Origin of the sequence: Helicobacter pylori, assembly GCF_016755635.1 — a bacterium.
GTDB lineage: Bacteria > Campylobacterota > Campylobacteria > Campylobacterales > Helicobacteraceae > Helicobacter > Helicobacter pylori_CQ.
Genome location: NZ_CP051500.1, coordinates 739,757 through 761,073 on the forward strand (window position 1 = coordinate 739,757; position 21,317 = coordinate 761,073).

The 21,317-nt window shown below is 37.3% G+C and carries 20 protein-coding genes, 1 tRNA gene and 2 pseudogenes; 12 read left to right on the top strand and 11 right to left on the bottom strand.

All coding sequences use genetic code 11. The features are described 5' to 3' along the window. Positions 1–789 (bottom strand): integrase, encoded by a 789-nt coding sequence (locus HG567_RS03410; RefSeq protein WP_202163997.1) that lies wholly within the window; start codon positions 787–789, stop codon positions 1–3. A 187-nt stretch (positions 790–976) separates the two neighbouring features. On the opposite strand from HG567_RS03410, the gene HG567_RS03415 reads away from it, so the two are divergent. The 4 genes and pseudogenes from HG567_RS03415 to HG567_RS03430 all read left to right on the top strand — a co-directional run bounded on the left by HG567_RS03415 (position 977) and on the right by HG567_RS03430 (position 4,724). Further along, positions 977–2,377 carry a hypothetical protein gene (locus tag HG567_RS03415; RefSeq protein ID WP_202140154.1) on the top strand — a complete coding sequence of 467 codons (1,401 nt, stop codon included), beginning with the start codon at positions 977–979 and terminating at the stop codon, positions 2,375–2,377. A gap of 51 nt (positions 2,378–2,428) precedes the next feature. Continuing rightward, positions 2,429–2,706, top strand: a pseudogene (locus HG567_RS03420) (hypothetical protein). Position 2,707: 1 nt separating this feature from the next. Continuing rightward, positions 2,708–3,970 carry a type IV secretion system protein gene (locus HG567_RS03425; protein ID WP_202140155.1) on the top strand — a complete coding sequence of 421 codons (1,263 nt, stop codon included), beginning with the start codon at positions 2,708–2,710 and terminating at the stop codon, positions 3,968–3,970. A 70-nt stretch (positions 3,971–4,040) separates the two neighbouring features. Then, a complete protein-coding gene (locus HG567_RS03430; protein ID WP_202140156.1) occupies positions 4,041–4,724 on the top strand; it encodes a CAAX protease in 684 nt (227 codons plus the stop codon). Between the two features lie 79 nt (positions 4,725–4,803). On the opposite strand, the gene HG567_RS03435 is transcribed toward HG567_RS03430, so the two are convergent. The 6 genes and pseudogenes from HG567_RS03435 to HG567_RS03455 all read right to left on the bottom strand — a co-directional run bounded on the left by HG567_RS03435 (position 4,804) and on the right by HG567_RS03455 (position 11,127). Continuing rightward, complete coding sequence (locus HG567_RS03435; protein WP_202140157.1) at positions 4,804–5,877, bottom strand: tyrosine-type recombinase/integrase; 1,074 nt, start codon at positions 5,875–5,877, stop codon at positions 4,804–4,806. 384 nt (positions 5,878–6,261) lie between these two features. After that, positions 6,262–7,849, bottom strand: a pseudogene (locus HG567_RS03440) (GTPase). Between the two features lie 6 nt (positions 7,850–7,855). Next, the gene (locus HG567_RS07765) at positions 7,856–8,122 is read right to left on the bottom strand and encodes a hypothetical protein (protein WP_164863065.1); all 267 of its coding nucleotides are present in this window, start codon (positions 8,120–8,122) and stop codon (positions 7,856–7,858) included. 104 nt (positions 8,123–8,226) lie between these two features. Beyond that, positions 8,227–9,546, bottom strand: a complete 1,320-nt coding sequence (gene rimO / locus HG567_RS03445; protein ID WP_202140158.1) for a 30S ribosomal protein S12 methylthiotransferase RimO — start codon at positions 9,544–9,546, stop codon at positions 8,227–8,229. A 1-nt stretch (position 9,547) separates the two neighbouring features. Continuing rightward, complete coding sequence (locus tag HG567_RS03450) at positions 9,548–10,009, bottom strand: phosphoribosyltransferase (RefSeq protein WP_202140159.1); 462 nt, start codon at positions 10,007–10,009, stop codon at positions 9,548–9,550. An 8-nt stretch (positions 10,010–10,017) separates the two neighbouring features. Next, positions 10,018–11,127, bottom strand: a complete 1,110-nt coding sequence (locus HG567_RS03455) for a pyridoxal-phosphate-dependent aminotransferase family protein (RefSeq protein ID WP_202140160.1) — start codon at positions 11,125–11,127, stop codon at positions 10,018–10,020. 148 nt (positions 11,128–11,275) lie between these two features. On the opposite strand from HG567_RS03455, the gene HG567_RS03460 reads away from it, so the two are divergent. The 6 genes from HG567_RS03460 (at position 11,276) to HG567_RS03485 (ending at position 16,583) form a co-directional block, all read left to right on the top strand. Then, positions 11,276–11,752, top strand: coding sequence for a phosphatidylglycerophosphatase A family protein (locus HG567_RS03460; RefSeq protein ID WP_202140161.1), 477 nt, complete (start codon positions 11,276–11,278; stop codon positions 11,750–11,752). 77 nt (positions 11,753–11,829) lie between these two features. Next, on the top strand, positions 11,830–12,873 hold the full coding sequence (locus HG567_RS03465) for a D-alanine--D-alanine ligase (RefSeq protein ID WP_202140232.1): 1,044 nt from the start codon (positions 11,830–11,832) through the stop codon (positions 12,871–12,873). Beyond that, on the top strand, positions 12,874–13,599 hold the full coding sequence (gene estV / locus HG567_RS03470; RefSeq protein WP_128078240.1) for a lipase EstV: 726 nt from the start codon (positions 12,874–12,876) through the stop codon (positions 13,597–13,599). Further along, positions 13,586–15,067: a Mur ligase family protein gene (locus tag HG567_RS03475; RefSeq protein WP_202163998.1), complete on the top strand. Its 1,482-nt coding sequence runs from the start codon at positions 13,586–13,588 to the stop codon at positions 15,065–15,067. The genes estV and HG567_RS03475 overlap by 14 nt, the downstream gene beginning before the upstream one ends. A gap of 9 nt (positions 15,068–15,076) precedes the next feature. Beyond that, positions 15,077–15,562 (top strand): HIT family protein, encoded by a 486-nt coding sequence (locus HG567_RS03480; RefSeq protein WP_202163999.1) that lies wholly within the window; start codon positions 15,077–15,079, stop codon positions 15,560–15,562. Between the two features lie 64 nt (positions 15,563–15,626). Then, entirely contained in the window at positions 15,627–16,583 is a 957-nt protein-coding gene (locus HG567_RS03485) for a ribose-phosphate pyrophosphokinase (protein WP_000647456.1), read from the top strand. A 22-nt stretch (positions 16,584–16,605) separates the two neighbouring features. Here the strand turns inward: HG567_RS03485 and HG567_RS03490 are convergent. The 4 genes from HG567_RS03490 to HG567_RS03505 all read right to left on the bottom strand — a co-directional run bounded on the left by HG567_RS03490 (position 16,606) and on the right by HG567_RS03505 (position 18,979). Next, positions 16,606–16,682, bottom strand: a tRNA-Ile gene (locus tag HG567_RS03490). Next, positions 16,644–17,789, bottom strand: coding sequence for an FtsW/RodA/SpoVE family cell cycle protein (locus tag HG567_RS03495; protein WP_202164023.1), 1,146 nt, complete (start codon positions 17,787–17,789; stop codon positions 16,644–16,646). The genes HG567_RS03490 and HG567_RS03495 overlap by 39 nt, the downstream gene beginning before the upstream one ends. Positions 17,790–17,807: 18 nt before the next feature. Next, positions 17,808–18,557 carry a YcjF family protein gene (locus HG567_RS03500; protein ID WP_202164000.1) on the bottom strand — a complete coding sequence of 250 codons (750 nt, stop codon included), beginning with the start codon at positions 18,555–18,557 and terminating at the stop codon, positions 17,808–17,810. Next, positions 18,551–18,979, bottom strand: a complete 429-nt coding sequence (locus HG567_RS03505) for a GTPase (RefSeq protein ID WP_202140165.1) — start codon at positions 18,977–18,979, stop codon at positions 18,551–18,553. The genes HG567_RS03500 and HG567_RS03505 overlap by 7 nt, the downstream gene beginning before the upstream one ends. 135 nt (positions 18,980–19,114) lie before the next feature. Here HG567_RS03505 and HG567_RS03510 point away from each other — a divergent pair, with 135 nt between their 5' ends. Together HG567_RS03510 and HG567_RS03515 are read left to right on the top strand one after the other, a co-directional pair. Continuing rightward, positions 19,115–20,098: an RluA family pseudouridine synthase gene (locus HG567_RS03510; RefSeq protein ID WP_202140166.1), complete on the top strand. Its 984-nt coding sequence runs from the start codon at positions 19,115–19,117 to the stop codon at positions 20,096–20,098. After that, the gene (locus HG567_RS03515; protein WP_202164024.1) at positions 20,061–21,308 is read left to right on the top strand and encodes a fibronectin type III domain-containing protein; all 1,248 of its coding nucleotides are present in this window, start codon (positions 20,061–20,063) and stop codon (positions 21,306–21,308) included. The genes HG567_RS03510 and HG567_RS03515 overlap by 38 nt, the downstream gene beginning before the upstream one ends. The last annotated feature ends 9 nt before the right edge of the window (positions 21,309–21,317 follow it).

The following is a 21,317-nucleotide window of genomic DNA, read 5'->3' on the forward strand; positions in this document are numbered from 1 at the left end:
TTAAGCGCTCTCTTGAAAGTAATTTGAAACTTTGGATGAGTTGTTAATGGGTTCACCCACACACTCTCTGTCTTTTAAGGCTTTTAAGAGATTTTTCTTCACAATGGCTGTTTGATAAAAACACAAATTGCTTGGAATATCTTTGTTTGTTAAGTCTTTGTAAGTTAGAGTGTAAGTGGTGTTAGGATTAGAAATAGGCGTGAATTTTAAAACCACATTGTTAGCTCTTTGCATAAGCTCTTGGCTAGGAATGTGCGTAATGCATTCTTTTTTGTTGATTGTTACTCTCTTAATTGCTTTAGCAAACTTTTCTAAGAAACGCATAATCTGTAAGAAAAAGGGCGATGGGATATTGCTCTTTTTATTCGCTCCTACTGAGTTGTAGCCCTCTAATTCTCTGTAGTCCTTGAGATACACATACAAGTATCTTTGTTTGTTCTTAATGACTTCAATTAAGCCCTGCTCTTCTAATATATTGACATTCTTTCTTAAGGTTCTTGCCACAATTTGTAAAAATGTTTTGGCGTAATGTCTATCTAGAGCAATTTTATTGGACTTAGCATTAAATGCGAGTTTGTAGAGCATATCTAGTAATCGCTTAGCCCCTTGTCCGCCAACAAAACTTATACAGCCTTGTTCATGCATAATGCTAGGATTAAATAATTTGTAGTCTAAGTCTTTTTTAGTTTTGAAAAAATGCTCATGCGTGTTTTTAGCATAAGAAAGATTTGCCTTATAAAGCGTGTTTAACTCATCTTTATCTAAATTAGGTTTTAAAGTTTTTGCCATAGTTTTTAAGTCCCTTTCTATGAGACTTAGAGACAAAAACTAACATTCTAGTAAGAATGAAGGCTTTTGCTCTCAATACAACATTTGGAGTGAAAACACAAAGATTGGCAAGAATTGGTATCGTTGGCATGATAATAAAATTTCTTGCACTCAAAGACTGATTTATAGACCCTTTCAAGGATAAGGCATGAAAGCGTTGAAGACTTTTTTAAAAAAATCCTTTATTTTGTTGTTGGTGGTTGCTTTAAACCACTTAAACGCTGTAGCTATGATTGTGGATAATCCTACGCAGAACGCTTGGAATGGTGCTAAAAGAGCATGGGATGAAAGCAAGTGGGCTAAACATTTATCCACTATCACTGAAAGGATCAAGCTCGCTCAAGACACATTAGACAGGGCTAATCAGACGCTTAATTCCATCAACAAAGTGAATGATGTTTTGAACAAAACCAATCAATTTCTAACAGGCAGTATTTTAAGTATTCCCAATCCCATGCAGTATGTAGAAAAAATCCAAAGTTTTGCCAAGCAAGTTCAAGCCAATACTGAAAAGATCAAAGAAAATGCACAAAACTATGATATACGCAATCAAATTGCAGCCAAACGCATCTCTGAAAAATGCCCTGAACTCAATTGGGATGTCAGTCAAGATGCGAGCCCTACAGAGAAAAATTTACACCAATTTTTCACGAGCAAGGGGAAAGAGAGTGCTAACACAAAGGCTCTAAAGGATTTTGCTAACGCCATAGGTAACACTCAAATCAGCACGGCGAACGATTTAGGAGCTGGACTTAGAGGCAGAGCCTTATTAGAATACATTTGCATTCAAAAAGGCAATTTAGAAGCGGCTAAAAAAATCCAATTATTAGACAGCCAAATGACTTTAGCTCTACTCAATAACGACTATACGGCTTATGAAAAACTTAGAGCTGAAAAAGAAGAATTACAAAGACAAATCGCTCTAAATGTGTATGCGAAAATCAAACAGCTTGTTGTAGCTTCCCAAGATAGAGCGTTTAGTCAAATGGATAATGAGTTAGGCGTTAAAACTTTTGGGCTCAACGACGAGAATGTTAAAAAAGGTTATTGCAAGAAAGAAAACAGAAATGGCAAAAGCGAGTGCATCCCTAACATGCTCAATGTTAGTCGCTTAAAAGCGCAATTTGATGAGCTTAATTTAGATTATAGTAGGGATATTGCTGGTAAAAAAGGTGAAGCAGCCGCTAAAGTGTTCAATGACTACAAACACCGATTTCAGCAATTAAGCGTAGAAACTGCTTTAGAAATCGCTCAAAATTTAAGTTTTATGAATAAGACGCTGGGTTTAATGGCGCAAATGCAAAGCTATACATTCAAGCAACAAATGGGCTATTTTGAAGATATTATTCCTGCTGACGCCCTAAAAGATGACAAAGAGCATCAAGAAAGTCTTAAACAAAAACAACAAGAAATAGAAAAAGTCTATAGGGCTAAATTAGACGCTTATGGTTTCCCTAATGGTAGTGTAGGAAAGGCAAGTGGCGTGAATTCAAATAGTAATAATGAAGCTCCAAGCTCTGATAATATCCAGTCGTTTAATCCGTATTGAAATAAGGGTTATTATGTTAAAATTAGTCAAATATTTTGAAAAGGATTTTGCATGTTTAAAAGCAGATTAAATTCATGGATTTTGTTAGGGATTTTAGGGGTTTTAGTGGTGGTTTTTTGGGATGTTATAAAATACAAAATAGAAGATTTGCAACATGATCATTATCTATCACAAGTGAAAGAAAGGGAAGAATATATAAAAACCATGTAGAAGAAGCCTTGAAAAAGGATAGCGAATGCTTTGAAAAAGGTGGCGATAAAGTGGATTGCTCAGCTGCTATGAGAATAGCCGCTGGTGAAAGAAACAGAAGAATGTTAGAGATTAAATAACATGGCTGCTCCACTACTTGCTCTGCCCTTTCTTTCTAACCCTTTAGTGCTTGGTGCTTTAGCTGTCATAGGAGTGGGTGCTTACTTGTATTCCAATAAGCAAGATTCTTTAATTGTGCAAGCAGATGGGCTTTATAGTGAAATTCTTGGGTTTTTTATTTCGTTTTCTAGCAAGATCTTGAAAGGAATTGGTGAGCCTTTAGCCAATGTTATCCAACCTTTTGGTATGGTTTTAGGAGTGCTTTTAATCCTTTTGTATTCCTTTAAACGCTATCAAAACAATGATTTATTTGAAATCAAGACCTTTTTAACGCTTTTTGTGTTTGTAGGATACCTTTCTTTGTACCATTATGCTTTTAAGTCTGATGGTTCTAGTAGCGGTAATGCCCGCTCCAGTTTTGCCTTTCAAAATCATGTAACAGAAATTTTTGACACGCCTGCTAACTTGCTAAATGCTGGGATTTCTAATGTGGTTAAGGAATATCAAACAAATAGTGTAAGAGAACACAAGAATATAGACACGCACCACAGCATCACTAACGCTAATATTTCATTCCATGTCAGACAAATTTTGACGAGTTTGAATAAACTATATGAAGACTTCAAAAATAATAATGGACTATCGCTAAAATCCCTTATTACAGCTGTTTTGTTATTAGTTATTTTAGGATTAGAATTTTTTTTGTTATTCAAAGTTTTCTGTTATGTTTTTGTGACTTATTTAGAAAAAATTATTTACTTGTCTTTGGTTATTTTCATGCTACCGCTAGGGTTTTTTCAGCAGACTAGAGGTTTTTTAGTGTCTTATGTGAAAAAAATTATTTCATTGACTTTTTACATGCCTTTGTTGTTGTTATTGGTGTTATTCAACTCTTTTGCATTGCAATACGCAATCAAAGTGGGAGGGAGCAATGAAATAGTGGCTAAATTTGGCATTATTGTAGCAATAGGAATTTCACTGACATTTATTCAAAAAGTCCCCGAAATGATTAACGCTATCTTTGGCACACAAGGTGGTCTAACGGATGCTAAAAGCTTCATATATCAAGGTGTGCAAATGGCTAGTGCTGGAGCTGGAGCCATAGCTGGAAGCCTTAAGAGTGTGGGTCGTTCAGCGTTTGGTAGAACGCTAGAAGCTTATAAAGACGCAAAATCTACGATAAACAGCACTACGGCTAACATGAGAGACATGCCAGGACATCCTGGTGTTAGAGTGGGTGTGGAGACGATTGAACTTCCCAAGTCTCATAGAGCTAGCAAATGACAAAAGCTTTTTAGGGCAATTTTTGAAAATTATTTTTAGTTATAATTTTTCAAAAAACCTTAAGAGAAACATGCAAGATTTACAAGATTTTAAAAATGATATTACGCTCATTCTATCCAAAGAAAGATTAGATGCTTATGACAGCCTAGAGCAATACAAAGAAAATTTAAAACTCATTTCTTTCATCACGCCTAAAATCTCTAACTTAGAAATTTATTTACGCAACGCTTTAGACTATTGCTTGACTCAAATCAAAGGGAGTGAATGGGTGTTTAGTGAAAATTCTTTAACAGATTTAATCAAAGAATTAAAAGAAAAGAAAAAAGAAATCACGCATTCTTTAATCTTATCTAAAATGTCTTTAGGGGCAGTGATCAGGCTTATTTTTTGTTATAAGTTAGAGGGGATAATATTAGATTTAAAGCGCATCAATTTCAAATCCTATTACCCCAATAATAAAAATGCATTATTTATCAACAATAAGAAAAATCCATTATCTGGTGCTTCAAAGGTTCATATTGCTTTAAACTTGTTATGGACGATTAGAAATCGAGCGTATCATTGGGAAAATTTACTCAAAATCCAACCGAACAAGCGCCCACGCATTACGACTTATTTCACTGGGTTAAAAGACAATGATAGGGCAAAAATTCCTATGAATATCAGTGTAGAACCAAGTAAAATCGTCTTGTTTTTAGATGATTTAATTAAAAGCATCGGAAATAAAGACTTGGAAAATTTAAGTAATTTGTGAAAAGGTGGGCTTCGGTTAGCCCATTGAATGTAGATGCATTATAACTCAAAAATCAAAATAAATCAAATTTCTTAAAAACCTAATCGCTTTTTTCATTTTTTAACAATCCTTTTAACACAAGAGCCACTTTTTTATTGTGTTCTTGAGTGGTATGGATATAGATTTTAGTAGAAAGCAAAGAACTATGACCCAACGCTCTTGAAGTTAAAACCAAATCCTGTGTTTCATCATAAATAAAAGTAGCAAAACTATGCCTAAAAAGATGCAAACCTAATCCATAAGATTTTACATCAATATTAGAGAGCTTAAAAATTTTAGCGATAAAGCCCTTTAAAGAGCAAGTTTTTTGTGTGGTGTTGTTTTTTGCTTTTTTAAACACAAAACGCCCCTTAAAACTCTTTAATCGTTTAGTATCGCTTAGCCACGCATTCAAAGGAACTTGCAAAAATTCTTTTTCAATATAAGCGTATCTCTCTTTATTGTTTTTGCCTTTGATTAAAAGGCGGTAGTGGTTATTTTCTAAAGCAATGTTTTTTAGCTCCAAATCTAAGGCTTCAAACTTCCTTAACCCCCCTAATGCAATAAGCAGTAAAATACACTGATTGCGTTTTTCAAAACTGGTTTTGGGATAGTATTTTAGAAGAGCTTGGATAAAAGCCTTAAAATCATTTTTATTCAAATGTTTAGGCAAATGCGTTCCTTTCTTGGCAAATGATAGATTTTTAAGTTCAAAATCAAAGCTATAGTTTCTTTTTCTGTCTAAATAATCAAAGAATTGTCTTAAATACATCACATATTTAGCCATAGAGCTTGGTTTTCTATTTTTGGCTAATCCAAATAAGAAGTCTATAACCTGTTCTTCTGCTAGATTGTGCAAGGATTTGAGCTTAATCCTATTATCAAAATATTCAAAGAACAAAAATAAGCCTTGCATCATAATCGTATGCCTAACGCCTTGATTATAAAGCTTGTGATTGAGTTCTTTCAATGCGATAAGACTTTGGCACTCTAAAACTCTATCTTGCCATTTTAAGACCAATTGTAAATCATTCACGCTTTGAATGCGTATCATTGTTTTAAACTTATAGTGCAAAAATGACTTAATATTATCAAACAATTCCCTACTAACCCTACTCATTTTACAATCACTCATCTTTCTCCCTTAGTTATTTTTAATCAATAAAAATCATCTTGTAGGGTTAAGAATGAGACTTTTTTCGCAACAATAACGAATTAAATAGCCTAAAAATTTAAGATTATTTTAAGCTTTTGAGCTCCCATGAATACGATAATTAAACAGAAAGCGGAAAAAATTTTCCGCATAATTATATTATAATAAAGGGAAAGAAGTTTTTGTTTTTGATAAGTAATATTAGATCATGTATTAGTGCTTTCAAAAAAAAGAAAAAAAGAGGGAAAAATAGAAAAAAGAATGTGAGCTTTAATAAAAAATAAAACATTTTTTAAGGTTATTTTTGTAGATTTTTGGTATAATAACAGAGTAATCATCTTGTAGATTAGATTTAGCTTAAAAATCTCATTCTTCATTGCATGCTCCTTGTTTTGATATTGTTAGATGGATACTATTAGAGATGTATCCTAATTTTTCATGGGCTTCTTTCAATTGTCTTTTCATGCGTTCGTAATGATCAACAAGTTTGTTAAAACCGGCGTTGAGTTCTTCAATCATTCCCAATGTGCCTTTTTTATAACTTTCAATGCGGCTTTTCACATTCTCTGCAATTTTTTCACAAACTTCATCTAATTTCTTATCCACTTCTTTTCTTTGTTGGGATTTTTCATAATCTGAATCAAAAAAACTCCACACTGATTTAACTATCCCCACAAATGCTAAACACACTCCTGCAATTAGTGCAAACTCACCTACTACAGGCGTCAATAGAAGCAAAATCAAACCTCCTATTGAACTAAATAAGCCTATTTTATCAATGCCGCTATCAATATTGAAACTAAAATCAAAACCACTATCAATGTTGATGCGATCTAACATTATTAGAGAATCTTTAAACCTTTCTTCAAATTGTTCAATATTTTTTCCTATACTTCCGCGGAATCGTTCCTCACATTCTTTGAACCGCCGTTCTATGTTCTCAATCAATTTTGTCTCTCTTTGTTTGAGTTCATTTTTAAAAATTTCTTCACATTTCTCATTTTCAATGTCGTCATCAATGTGCGCATGCATTTCTTCTCTAAAATCAGATTTGAATCGCTCTATTTCTGTGAATACTAAATTTGTTAAATTGGATATATATTTTTCTTTAGAACGATCCAAATTATCACAAACTTCTTGGTGGTGGTTCTTTATTTCTCTGATGGTTGGATCTATCTGTCTGTCAATCGTGTTTACGATCGCTTTTTGTAATTTTTGCTTTTAAAGCTTTATTGCAGTTGGATTCTATGATTTTGTTGCGTGAGTTTTCAAGAAGCGCTTCGGTTATAAATTCTCTTAATTGTTGGAAACGGGATTTATACAATAATTCTTCTACTTTAAAAATTTCTAGAAATTTTTGTTTGTTTTTATAAAAATCACTCTCTGGCAACAACGCCGATGAAAGACCATAGAAAGCCATTTGGGTGCTGACTATTTGATGCCCCATGTAGTGTTTGCCTAAAATGTTTTTCATTTCTTTATTTAAAATTTTTAAGCTTTCTTTTTCGCTTCCATCAATAAGCCCATCTTTGAAAGCTCTCGGGTTGTTAATCGGTTTGTTAAAAATCGTCCATACCTCTGTTTGCGAATCAAGTTGTTTTTGGATTTTTTCAATCGTCCCTTCTTTTCTCTCTTCTCCTTTTTGCGGAGGGGTGGGCTTTTTGGTAACATAAAAAATAGCATGGGCTTTTTGTGTAGCGTTAGAAATTTGCTGAATAACTTTCTTTTCGTCGCCTTCTATCCCTGGCATATCCAACAAAACAAAATTTTGATGGTTGTATTGGAAAGAATAAGATCGTGTTTTTAAAGTGAAATCGCTCCTCCCATCGCCTATAGCCATTCCATCTTGCAATGAATGAAGTTCGTTTAAAATAGCTTGTTTTTTGCGTTCATCATTTTGATAATTGTTTTGGTAAGTTGAATAAAGCCGCTTGAATCGTTCTTGTTGAACCACTTTACTTTATTCTTTAAAAAACAGCCTCAAACATTCAATAAGGGTTGATTTCCCCGCACCGGTTTCCCCATAAAAGGCAATGGTAAAATTTTCCCATTCTTCATTATTTTTTAAACTTTCAAGCTCTTTTAAACTTTTAGATTCTAATTTTTGAAACACCTCCAACGCTTCTTGGTTGAATTTCTTTAGTTTTTCATCTTTATCATCAGTGTTTTTGAAAATACTTTGAAGATCTTTAATACTCTTTTCTACGCCAAGATAAATGTTTTTCATTTTTGCCCTCATGCCGAACTTTTCTGACGCATTTTAACAAAAAAAACGCAAACCCCCACGCTCCAGCCACGCTATAGCCGTGCTTTTAGCCTTATGACTAACTTTTAAAAAGGGCTCAAAACCTTAGCGAGTAAGATATTGTCTTTAAACACACTAGGCATAATCGTGTAATGCCCGGGTTTTAAAGGGGTGGTTAAGGTGCTGTCATTGATTAAAATTTCCCCATCCACTTCAGGCGCCCATCTCAAATCCCTAGCTTTGTAAAAATACTCGCCCTCTTTATTTTCCACTAACGCCTTAATGGGCTTATTCAACAAAGCCTTAAAGGAATGGTTTTGGTGTTTTAAAGCGATTTTATTCAAGGCTTTGATGCGGGCGTTGATGGTTTTTTTAGGCACTTTCTCTAAAGAATAGGCATGCGTGTTTTCTTCCGCGCTGAAAGCAAAAATATTCAATCTGTCAAACCGGAACTCGTCTAAAAACGCACTCAATTCTTCAAATTCACCCTCATTTTCTTCTGGATGCCCTACAATGATCGTGCTTCTGATAAAGCTTTCTTTAACCTGCTTCATGGCGTTTAAAAGCTTTAAATGGTGCGCTTGGCTGGAGTTGCGACGCATTTTTTTAAGCATGGAGTCGCTGATATGCTGGATGGGCATGTCAAAATAATTTTGAAAAATAAGCGAGTCTTCAATCGCGCCAATCAGCTCTAAAGTGGTGCTAGAGGGGTAGAGGTATAAGATACGAGCACTCTTTAAGGCTTGTTGCTTGTCAATCGCTCTAATGAGCTGGATCAAGCCGTCTTTTTGCCCCTTATCGTATAAAAATGAGCTAGAATCTTGAGCGATAAAAGTCATATCCTTATAGCCTTTAAGCGCGAGATTTTCCACTTCTTTTAAAATGGAGTCTAATTCCCTGCTTTGCAATTTCCCCTTAAAGCTAGGGATAGCGCAAAAAGAGCATTTTTGGTTACAGCCCTCAGAAATTTTAACGTAAGCATGCACGCTAGAGCCGGTGATGATGCGCGCGTTATAATGCTCGCTTAAAAACACTTGCTCGCTGAACTGGTTTTGTTTTTTAGCGATTAAAATATCAATCTTGTCATAATCCCCCACGCCGGTAAAAATATCCACTTCAGGGATCAACTCTTTGATTTCATCTTTATAGCGCTCGCTCAAGCACCCGCTCGCAATCAAAATCGCTCCCTCTTTTTTGTCTTTGGCGGCGTTAAGAATGGTTTGAATGCTCTCTTGTTTGGCGCTTTCAATAAAACCGCAAGTGTTGATCAAAATCACATCAGCGTTTTTAGCGTCATTGGTGAGCGTGTAGTTATAAAGCTTGCCTAACATCACTTCTGAATCCACCAAGTTTTTAGAGCAACCTAATGAAATTAAGCAAAGTTGTTTGTTTTCTTTAACTTGCATGTTAATGGCTTTTCAAGTTTTTCAAATCCACTTCCCAAAAGAAATCAATCCATTCAGGAGCGTCTTTTAAAAACGCATCGGCTTTGTATTTCGCGCTTGTTTTTTGGAACAAACTCGCGCTATAAAACTTTTTATCAGGGTGTCTTTCTTCTAACACTTTAAGCACCGCTTCTAAAGAATTACCGCTATCTACGATTTCATCTACCACCAAAATGGTTTTTAGATGATCTTTGATCGTGGGGATATTTTCAATTTTTAGGGCGTTTTGTCGGTGGGTGGTGTCATAAGAAATCGCATTGATGCCATAAACTTCCCTTAAATCCCAGTGCAAACTCAAAAAATGCGCTAAAGTCATGCCCCCTCGCATCACGCACACAAGGGCTTCTGGGACATTGCAAATTTGCTCTACTTGTTTGACTAATTCCAGGCTGTCTTTCAAAAAGGCTTCATAAGAATAATGCATTATAATCCTTAAATTTCATGATATTGCTTCAAAAAGGTTGTATTCGTCGCACCGTCAAATCCCCTTAAATCCAAGTCGTTTAGGGCTAATTCTAGGGCGTTTAAAGCGTAAGCGGTTTTATAAACAGGAATGATCCCCATGTGGTTGATACGAATGAGTGTGTCTTTATAAGGCTCTTGACCGCCCGCAAATTGCACCTGGTATTTTTCTTTTAAAAGGTTTCTCAATTCTTTGGCATGCTCGCTAATAATCGTTGTCATGCTCAAGCTCGGGCTTTTAGGGAAAATCTTTAAACCTAGCGCTAAAACGGCTTTTTGAGTGGCTAAAGCGACTCTTTTAGTCTCCTTATAGAGCGCTTCAAAGCCCCCTAAATTTTGCACCAATTCAAAATAGCGTTGCAACCCTAAAGTGTGTAAAATAGGAGCGGTGTAGCTTGTGGTGTTGTTTCTTTGGTTTTTCAATTCGCTCTTCAAATTGAAATAAAACCCCACATCGCGTTCTTCTATGCGTTCAATCGCCTTTTGGCTCAATGCGACTAGGCTCATCGCAGGAGGCAACATGAACGCTTTTTGACTCCCTCCAATGAGCGCATCAACATGCGTTATTTCTAAAGGCTCAACCCCTAAAGCGGTGATAGCATCTACTATCACAAAAACATTCGGGTTAGTTTCTTTGATCGCTTGAGCGATTTTTTCTACAGGGTGTCGTAACCCCCCACTAGACTCGCATGCTTGAATGCAAAACGCATCAATGTTAGGGTTGGCTTTAAGCGCGTTTAATATCCCATCCACTTGGGCCGGCGTGTCCCATTCATAGACTAATTCATGAGCTTTGATAGAATGGGCTTTAGCGATCTTGCCAAACCTTTCGCCAAACTTTCCCGCATTAACAAAAAGCAACTCTTTTTGACACAACGAAACCACGCTCGCTTCCATAGCCCCCGTCCCGCTACTATTTAAAAGCAAAACTTCTTCTAAACCGGTCATTTTTTTTAAATTTTCTCGCACGCTTTGGAAAATCTTTTCAAAATCTTTGGTGCGGTGGTGGGGCATTGGCTGAGAAAAGCTTGAGCGCATCTCTTCGCTAATGGCTACAGGGCCTGGAGTGAAAAGCAACATGTTAAAATTAACCTTTAATTTTTGAGAGAATTTAAAAGGTATCATACTAAAACGCGCTTAAAATTAAGCCTTATTGTTTAAGAAAATCGCTTTTTAATGCAAATAAAATGCTAGAATGCCATGATTTAAAAAGAATTTAAGGCAATGATTGAATAAATTTAGTCTTCGCGCGTGTTTTCTAACCCTTTTTTTTAGCGGGTATTCTAAAAAAGCTCCTGGAACGATAGGGAGTTTAGTAGCGTTATTGCTAGGCTTACCTGTTTTAATTTTTTCGGCTAACACTTTGTTTTTAGCGGCAATTTTCATTGGGCTTATCGCTATCGCTCAAATAGATAAAGAAGAAGAAGAGAGTAAGATCCATGACAGCTCTTATATTGTGATAGACGAATTAGTGGGCATGTGGTTGGCGATGGCGATTAGCGGGTTATCGTTAGCGGGCGTAATTTTGAGTTTTATCTTTTTTAGGATCTATGATATTACTAAGCCCTCACTCATTGGCAAGATAGACAAAGAAGTTAAAGGGGGCTTAGGGGTTGTGGCTGATGACGCTTTAGCGGGTGTTTTAGCCGGATTGAGCGCGTTATTAGCCATCAGTATTTTGGGATTTTTTAACATTAAACTTTAATTGTAAGAAAATTCAAAAGCCTTTTTTTAGGTAAATATAGATAGACTTTATTGCAATCGTTTTTAGGGAGTTTGATCGTGGAATTTTGCGTTTTATTTGGTGGGGCGAGTTTTGAGCATGAAATCAGTATTGTGAGCGCGATCGCGCTTAAAGAAGCGCTAAAGGATAGGATTAAATATTTTATTTTTTTAGATGAAAACCATCATTTTTACTTGATTGAAGAATCTAACATGCATTCAAAATACTTCGCTCAAATCAAAGAAAAAAAATTACCTCCCCTAATCCTTACGCACAATGGCTTGCTTAAAAACTCGTTTTTAGGCACTAAAACGATAGAATTGCCTTTAGTGATCAATCTTGTGCATGGGGGCGATGGCGAAGATGGGAAATTAGCGAGCTTGTTAGAATTTTATCGTATCGCTTTTATAGGCCCTAGGATTGAAGCGAGCGTATTGAGTTATAACAAATATTTAACCAAGCTTTACGCCAAAGACTTAGGGGTAAAGACTTTAGATCATATTCTTTTGAATGAAAAAAACCGCGCTAACGCTCTAAATTTGATTGGCTTTAATTTTCCTTTCATAATCAAGCCCAATAATGCCGGGAGCTCTTTAGGGGTGAGCGTTGTGAAAGAAGAAAAAGAATTGATTTACGCTTTAGACGGCGCGTTTGAATATTCTAAAGAGATCTTAATAGAGCCTTTCATTCAGGGAGTGAAAGAATACAATTTAGCCGGCTGCAAGATCAAAAAGGATTTCTGTTTTTCCTATATTGAAGAGCCTAACAAACAGGAATTTTTAGATTTCAAACAAAAATATTTGGATTTTTCACGCACCAAAGCCCCTAAAGCGAACCTTTCTAACGCCCTAGAAGAACAACTAAAAGAAAATTTTAAAAAACTCTATAACGATTTGTTTGATGGCGCGATCATCCGTTGCGATTTTTTTGTCATAGAAAATGAAGTGTATCTTAATGAGATCAACCCCATTCCTGGCAGTTTGGCCAATTATTTGTTTGATGATTTTAAAACAACGCTAGAACATTTAGCGCAATCGTTACCCAAAACCCCTAAAATCCAAATCAAAAACTCTTATTTGTTGCAAATCCAAAAGAATAAATGAATGGCTAAACGCAGTATCGCTTATTTGGATAGCGTTTTTGACATTTCCTACACTTTTATAGACCACCATAGCCCTTTAAACGCCTTGTTTTTGCATGGCTGGGGGAGTTCTAAAGAAATCATGCAACAAGCGTTTCAAAGCTGTTTTTTGAATTACAATCATTTGTATGTGGATTTGCCCGGCTTCAATCAAAGCCCCAACGATGAAAAAGTCTTAGAGACTAAAGATTATGCTAATATCATCAATTTATTCTTAAAAAGCGTGGATAAAAAAGCGCATGTCGTTTTTGGGCATAGCTTTGGAGGGAAAGTAGCGATCTTGTGTGAAAACGAACGGATTGTTTTATTGAGCAGCGCTGGGATCTTAGAGCCAAAACCCTTAAAAGTGCGTTGTAAAATCCTTTTAGCTAAAATCTTTAAAAAATTAGGCTTGAATTTAGGGTTTTTGAGGAGTAAGGACGCTATGGGGCTTAATCAAGTCATGTATGAAACCTTTAAAAAAGTGATTAGCGAAGACTTTAGCGAGCATTTCAAACGATGCGAGAAGGAAGTTTTATTATTTTGGGGTAAAGATGATAAAGCAACCCCCTTAAGCTCCGCTCAAACAATGCGAACCTTATTGAAAAAGAGCGAATTATTCGTTTTAGAAGGGGATCATTTCTTTTTTTTAAACCAAGCAAAAGAGATTGAAAAACTAGTGGAGAATTATCATCATGCAAAGTCTTAGTTGGCTGAATTTAGCGTTTCGTTGGCTCTTTATAACAGGGCTTGGCTATTATATAATGACTTTATTGCAATGGTATCATTACAGCGTGTTTAGGATCTTAACCAAGCACCACAAAATGCGTTGGCATGGGATTTATTTTTTATTGCCTTTAGGGGTGTTTATCCTATCGTATGCTTTCAAAATGCCGTTTGTTTTTGATTTCTTTTGTGGCGTTATTCAAATGCCCATACTCATTATCTGGGCCAAACGCAACGACAAGCCTTTAGTTTTCACGCCAAGGGTGAAGCGCTTTTTTATTTTCTTATTACTCTTTTTAATCTTGCATGAAATCTTAAATATAGAACTAGTCCCTTTGAACGGGATTTCGCTCGCGCTAGGCTATTGGTGTTTGTTTATATTCGTTTTGAGCGCTTCTTTAATCTTTGAAAAAGTCCTATCCAAGCGGTATTTGCAAACCGCTAAAGACAAAATCGCTTCTTTAAAAAACTTAAAAGTCATCGCCATTACCGGAAGCTTTGGGAAAACCAGCACCAAAAATTTCTTGCTTCAAATCTTACAAACCACATTCAACGCGCATGCAAGCCCCAAAAGCGTCAATACCCTTTTAGGGATTGCGAATGATATTAACCAGAATTTAGACGATAAGAGTGAAATCTATATCGCTGAAGCCGGGGCAAGGAATAAGGGCGATATTAAAGAAATCACCCGCCTTATTGAACCGCACCTTGCCGTGATCGCAGAAGTGGGCGAACAGCATTTAGAATATTTTAAAACTTTAGAAAATATTTGCGAGACTAAAGCGGAATTATTGGATTCCAAGCGCTTAGAAAAAGCCTTTTGTTACTCTGTGGAAAAAATCAAGCCCTATGCCCCTAAAGATAGCCCCTTAATAGATGTTTCTAGCTTGGTTAAAAACATCCAATCCACTTTAAAAGGCACTTCTTTTGAAATGCTTATAGATAGCGTTTGGGAAAGCTTTGAAACAAAGGTTTTAGGGGAGTTTAGCGCTTATAATATCGCTTCAGCTATTTTAATCGCTAAGCATTTAGGATTAGAGACCGAAAGGATCAAACGGCTTGTTTTAGAACTCAACCCTATTGCCCATCGTTTGCAACTTTTGGAAGTGAATCAAAAAATCATCATAGACGATAGCTTTAATGGGAATTTAAAGGGCATGTTAGAGGGCATTCGTTTAGCGAGTTTGTATGAAGGGCGTAAAGTCATTGTAACACCGGGATTAGTGGAAAGCAATGTGGAAAGTAATGAGGCTTTAGCGCAAAAAATAGATGGGGTTTTTGATGTCGCTATCATCACAGGGGAGTTGAATTCCAAAACGATTGCTTCCAAATTGAAAACCCCCCAAAAAATCTTACTCAAGGATAAGGCGCAATTGGAAAATATCTTACAAGCCACCACAATTCAAGGCGATTTGATTTTATTCGCTAATGACGCCCCTAATTACATTTAGGAAATGAACATGCAACATTTATACGCTCCTTGGCGCGAAAGTTATTTGAAAGAGAAAGATAAGAGTTGTGTCTTTTGTGAAATTTCTCAAAACACTACAAAGGATTCAGAAAACAGAGTGCTTTATAGAAATAGCGATCTCTTTGTTGTGATGAACGCCTACCCTTATAACCCAGGGCATTTGTTGATCATTCCCCATGCGCACAAGGCGAGCGTTGAACTTTTAGAGCTGAATACTTGGCTCAACATGAATGCATTAGTGCCTAAAGTATTAAAAGCGTTGTATGCTTATGGCGCTCAAGGGATCAATTTAGGTTTGAATTTGCACAGAAACGCCGGAGCAGGGATTCCTGAGCATTTGCACATGCATTTAGTGCCTAGGTTTTTAGGCGATAGCAATTTTATAAGCGTTATCGCTCAAACCAGGGTGTGTGGGATTGATTTAAATGAAACCTATCTTACCTTAAAAAACTTATTAGAAAAGGAGCTTGGTTGAAAACAAACGCTTTTAGTTTGGGTGCGCTACAATTGATTTTAATTCATTTTAGGGAGTGTAAGCGATGAAGGCGCGTGGGTTTAAGACAAAGATGCGTGGGTTTAAGATTTTTTCAGGGAGCGCTCACCCTGCATTTGGCAAAGAAGTGTCAAAGCATTTAGGCATTCCCTTATCCAAAGCGGTGATAGGCAAATTCAGCGATGGCGAAATCAATATCCAAATCAGCGAATCGGTGCGCGGTAAGGATATTTTTATTGTCCAGCCTACTTGCGTGCCGGTCAATGACAATTTAATGGAATTGTTAGTCATGGTAGATGCTTTAAGGCGCAGTTCGGCCAATTCTATCACAGCGGTGTTGCCGTATTTTGGCTATGCTAGACAGGACAGAAAAGCGGCTCCAAGAGTGCCTATCACGGCTAAAATGGTCGCTAATTTGATGCAAGAAGTGGGGATTGAAAGGATCATTACGATGGATTTGCATGCCGGGCAAATCCAAGGCTTTTTTGACGTGCCGGTGGATAATTTATACGGATCTATCGTCTTTAGAGATTATATCCGCTCTAAAGCGTTAAAAAACCCTGTGATCGCTAGCCCTGATGTGGGTGGGGTTACAAGAGCTAGGTATTTTGCCAATCAAATGGGCTTAGATTTAATCATCGTGGATAAGCGCCGTGAAAAAGCTAATGAAAGCGAAGTGATGAATATTATCGGCTCAGCCAAGGAGCGCGATGTGATTTTAGTGGATGATATGATTGATACTGCAGGCACGATCTGTAAAGCCGCTTTAGCTTTAAAAGAACAAGGGGCAACTTCTGTCATGGCGTTAGGCACGCATGCGGTTTTGAGCGGGAATGCGATCAAGCGCATTAAAGAAAGCGCGTTAGATGAAGTGGTGGTAACTAACTCTATCCCTTTAGTTCAAAAATGCGATAAAATCACCACCTTAAGCGTAGCGCCCTTATTTGCGGAAGTGATCAGAAGGATTTATCATAACGAAAGCGTCCAATCGCTTTTCACTTAAAAAGGGAATAAAAAAGCGGGAGTGGTGGATTCTGTAGGACTTGAACCTACGACCAATCGGTTATGAGCCGAGCGCTCTGACCAGCTGAGCTAAGAATCCAAAATTCCCAAAGGATGGTTTGCTATTGTATCCAAAAATATAGCGAAAAGCAAGCAGGTTTTCTAGGATTGCAAACAGGATCATAAAAGTGATAAAACTGCTCCCCCCATAGCTAAATAATGGCAAGGGAATCCCCACCACAGGGGCTAACCCTAAAGTCATGGCGATATTCACGCTGGAATAAACAAAGATTAAAATAGAAATCCCAAGGGCTACAATCTTTAAAAACCAATCGCTGTTGCTTTCAAACAGATAAAAAAATAAATGCAAACTCAAGCCTATATAAATCGCAAAAAGCAACATAGCCCCTAAAAACCCGAAACGCTCCACGAAGTAAGCAAAGATAAAATCGCTCGTTGCAATAGGCAAAAATTTGAATTTGGTTTGCGTGCAAGCTTCTTTAGATTTGCCTAAAAACCCGCCCGATCCTATAGCGATAATAGATTGCATGACATGGTAATTAGGCTTTTCAGAAAGAAAGTCTGCGATGCGCTTTTTTTGGTAATCATGCAAAAAATGATAAGCGATAGGCGAAGCCACTAAAAGAGCGACAAAAAGAGGGAGCCACACCCTAGTCCTTAAGCCCACGATCAATAAAATCCCAAAACCCATGATTAACACAATAAGAGCCGTGCCTAAATCAGGCTGTTTCAAAATCAAAGCCGCCGGTAAGCAAATGTAAAAACTGAGCTTCAAAAACATGCCCCAATCATAACCCTTAAAAGGAGGCGGGTTGATTTTAATCAAATGCGCTAACAATAAAAGGATAGCGATTTTCACGGGTTCGCTAGGCTGTAAGGTGATAGAAGTGAAAGGAATGACTAGCCATCGTTGCGCCCCAAGCTTGCTAGACCCAATAAAATCCACTAACGCTAATAAAATCACGCACGCCCAATAAAACACAAAGAGCCACCGATCAAGCTTTCTGAAAGGGATAAAAAACACGATCCAAAAGAGAAGAAACCCTATCGCATAATAAACCCCTTGTTTTAAGCTCAAAGCCGCACTGCTCTCAAAAATCAATAAAAAAGAAACCACAAGCAAGGGGATGATAAACACAAAAGGCAAAAAATCAAAATGCATCCAGATTCTTTTGTCTAATGCCATGCGTTTTTACCCCTAATCTTATGGTTTTAATTTTTTGATGGTATCCAAACTGAGATAACTCTCCTTAAAGAGAGATTTTATCGTATCCATTGCAGGCAATTCCACTTCGCCCGTCTCATCATTAAAGCACTTTTCTAGCACTTTCAAATAAGCAAACCCAATGCCTTCTGTAATAATCGCAGCGGTTGCACCCCCTGCAACACTCCCCACAACAGGAATGAATTTAAGGAAGCCATTAACGAGCGTTCTCCCCACTTGCGCGATAGCGGTTACGCCCAACAATCCTGTGATTAATGATGCGGCTACAGATTTTTCCAAATCCATTCCAAAAGCGTCATTCATTTTGTAGATCATTCCTGCTTGAATGGGTGCGATAGCGATCGCATCGCTAAAGGGTATGGGGATAGCCCCAGCCGCTCCAGCCGCTCCTGATGCAACATGGATAATGGTTTTACATTCCTCTATCATGGCCTGTTTTCTTTCTTGAATATTAGCTTTTTGAATACTCAAGAAATGCCTTCTCTTATTTTTTTCAGCGTCTGAAAAGCATTTTTTCGTTTCAGCTACCAATTCTTCTAAACCTTCAATACCTCTAAATGAAAAGGCAACGGAATTAACCCTCACATAAGCTTTGACAAAACCTTTAAAGCCCCATTCTTCGTCTATGATTTCTTTAGTTTCTTGGACAAACGCATCGCCGGCTTCGGCTTGAGTGCGTGTGAAAACGAAAATCGTTGGGATATTCCAATTTTTAGCAAAGCTTAACAACTCTCTCTCTCTTGAACCCTAGAAGAAATCTCATTAACGCACAAATACGCCACATCAATGGCTTCTTTTTCATCAAGCGTTTTAAAAGAATCTTCCATTTCTTTTTTAATGCTTTGCATGGTATCGTGGTAATCTTTATCTTCAATACCTTTAGTGTCCCACAAAATCAAGCCCTTCTGTTCATCAATGTATTTTTCAAGATGCTGAGTGATGGGCTTTCCTACGCCCGCTTTAGCGATTTCTTTACCAAAGAGAGCGTTAATGAGCGAGCTTTTACCCACCCCAGTAGCTCCCATAAGCAAAATATTCATTTTGCTCTCTTTAATGCCTTTGAGATTTTTAAAGTGTTTAAGAAGTTTATCCGTATTTAATTCGCCCGTTTCTTTATTGAACGCACCGCCTAAAGAGTTATCGTGTTCCATTAGAACCCCTTTTTTAAAATGATTTGAGCCACGAAATGTTGTCGCACCGATTATAGCGTATTCAAATAATGAAATAGGATTTTTTTAAGGTTTTGAGTAGAATAATGGTTTTTAAAAATGCAAAAAAGAGTTTGAATGCAAAAAGTTTTCATCGCCCCTACCCATTACAAACGCATTGATGAATTTTTAGCCAAAGAATTGCAAATTTCTAAAAACCAGGTATTGAATTTGATTAAAGAAGGGCTGGTGTTTTGTCAAAAAAAGGAGGTCAAAAAAGGGGGGCTAGCCTTAAAAGAGGGCGATGAAATCACGCTTTTAACGCCCAAAATCGCGCCCAAACCCTTAAAAAAAGAGCTTGATTTAGAAATAGAAGTCATTTTTGAAGATGAAGACTTGTTGGTGTTGAATAAGCCCCCTAATCTAGTCGTCCATAAAGCCCCAAGCGTGAAAGAGCCTACTTTAGTGGATTGGTTGGAATCTCAAAATTACGAGCTTTCTAATCTTGGCTCAAAAGAGCGCTATGGGATTGTGCATCGTTTGGATAAGGACACAAGCGGAGGGATTGTCATCGCTAAAAACAATTTTACCCATGTTCATTTGAGCGAGCAACTCAAAACTAAAACAATGGGGCGCTATTATATCGCCTTGCTTTCAACGCCCCTAAAAGAAGAAAAAATGAGCGTGGAATGCTATTTGGCAAGAAACCCTAATAACCGCTTAAAAATGATAGCGCTCAAAGCGGCCAAAAAAGAAAAAAGCCGTTATTCTAAAAGCGAATTTACTAGCCTGCTGACTTCTCAAAATGGCATGGATTTGATAGGGGCTAAATTGTTCACCGGGCGCACGCACCAGATCAGAGCGCATTTAGAATATTTGAACAGACACATCATAGGCGATAATCTTTACGGGCTTAATGGGGCACTTTCTAAAGAAGACATAAGAATCATGCTGCATGCCTATTTGATAGAGTTCAAACACCCTAGAAGCGAGCAAAAACTGCGCTTTAAAGTTCCCCTATTAAAGGATATGTTAGAATACCTTAAAAAAGTTTTTGACAAGGAGAATTTAGATGAGGTCTTGGATGAAGAAAAAATACTTCACGCTTTTATTGCAAAGTAGTGTGGTATTAGCGGTTTTTATAGGGTGTTCTTCTACCAGGAATCATACTTTTTCAGCCCTTAATAATCAAGAAAATACAGATACTAAGCTTCCGGTAGTCCATTCTATTAAAACGATTAACGATGTGAGTTCAGTGGGTTTTGAATGGCCTAAAATCGCTGATACTTATGACATTGATGGGTTTATTTTGTATCGTTTGAAAAAAGACTCCAAGCTTAAAAGAATCGCTACGATTAAGAACCCTTATGCGACCCACTATTATGATGAGGGGCTAGAAACAGAGAGTTCTTACACTTACCAACTCGCCACTTACAAGGGCGATAAAATCTCTAACCTTTCAGACCCCATTCTAGTAAAAACCTCTTTTATCAATCCTGTAGAAAGCGTGTTCGCAAGCCTTGAATACCCTAAAAGCGTGAAAGTCTTTTGGAGCCCGCACCCTAACCCTAGCGTTTCAAGATACATCATTCAAAGGCAGAATAAAGAAGGCAAATTTTTGAATGTGGGGGCTGTGAAAAACCGCTTGTTTGTGGAGTTTTTTGATAAAGATTTAGAGGATGGGAAAAAATACCGCTACCAAGTCATTGCTGAAAATTTCATGGGGGATAAATCCAGGCCTAGCGTCATAGTGGAGGGGAAAACCAAAGACTTACCCAAAGAAATCACTAATGTTAGAGTGAGCCAAAACCTCACACGACACATTGAATTGAGTTGGGACAAATCCACCCAAGAAGATGTGATAGCTTATCGCATTTACGCTTCCAATAACCGCAACGATAAATACAAATTCATCGCTCAAACCACCAACACTTCCTATGTGGATAAAATAGAAAAAGACAATCTCACTCGTTATTATAAAGTCGTTGCCCTTGATAAAACGCATCTTGAAGGGGCGTTACCCAAAGAGCCTGCCATGGGTGAGACCGCTGACAGGCCCGAAGCCCCTATCATCACTAAAGGGACTATTCAAGACTCTTCAGCTTTCATTCAATGGGAAAATAACCCAAGCGCTAAAATAGCCACCTATGCGGTGTATCGTTTTGAAGCCAATTCTAAAACCCCTTTGCGTTTTGGGAATATCACCAAAAACCAATTCGTGGATAAGGACATGAGAGTGGGCGTGGCTTACCGCTATCAAGTGGTGAGCGTGGATAAAGATGGTTTAGAGTCGCACCCAAGCAAAGAAGTGCGTTTGTTTTTAGAGCACTAAAAGGGTTTT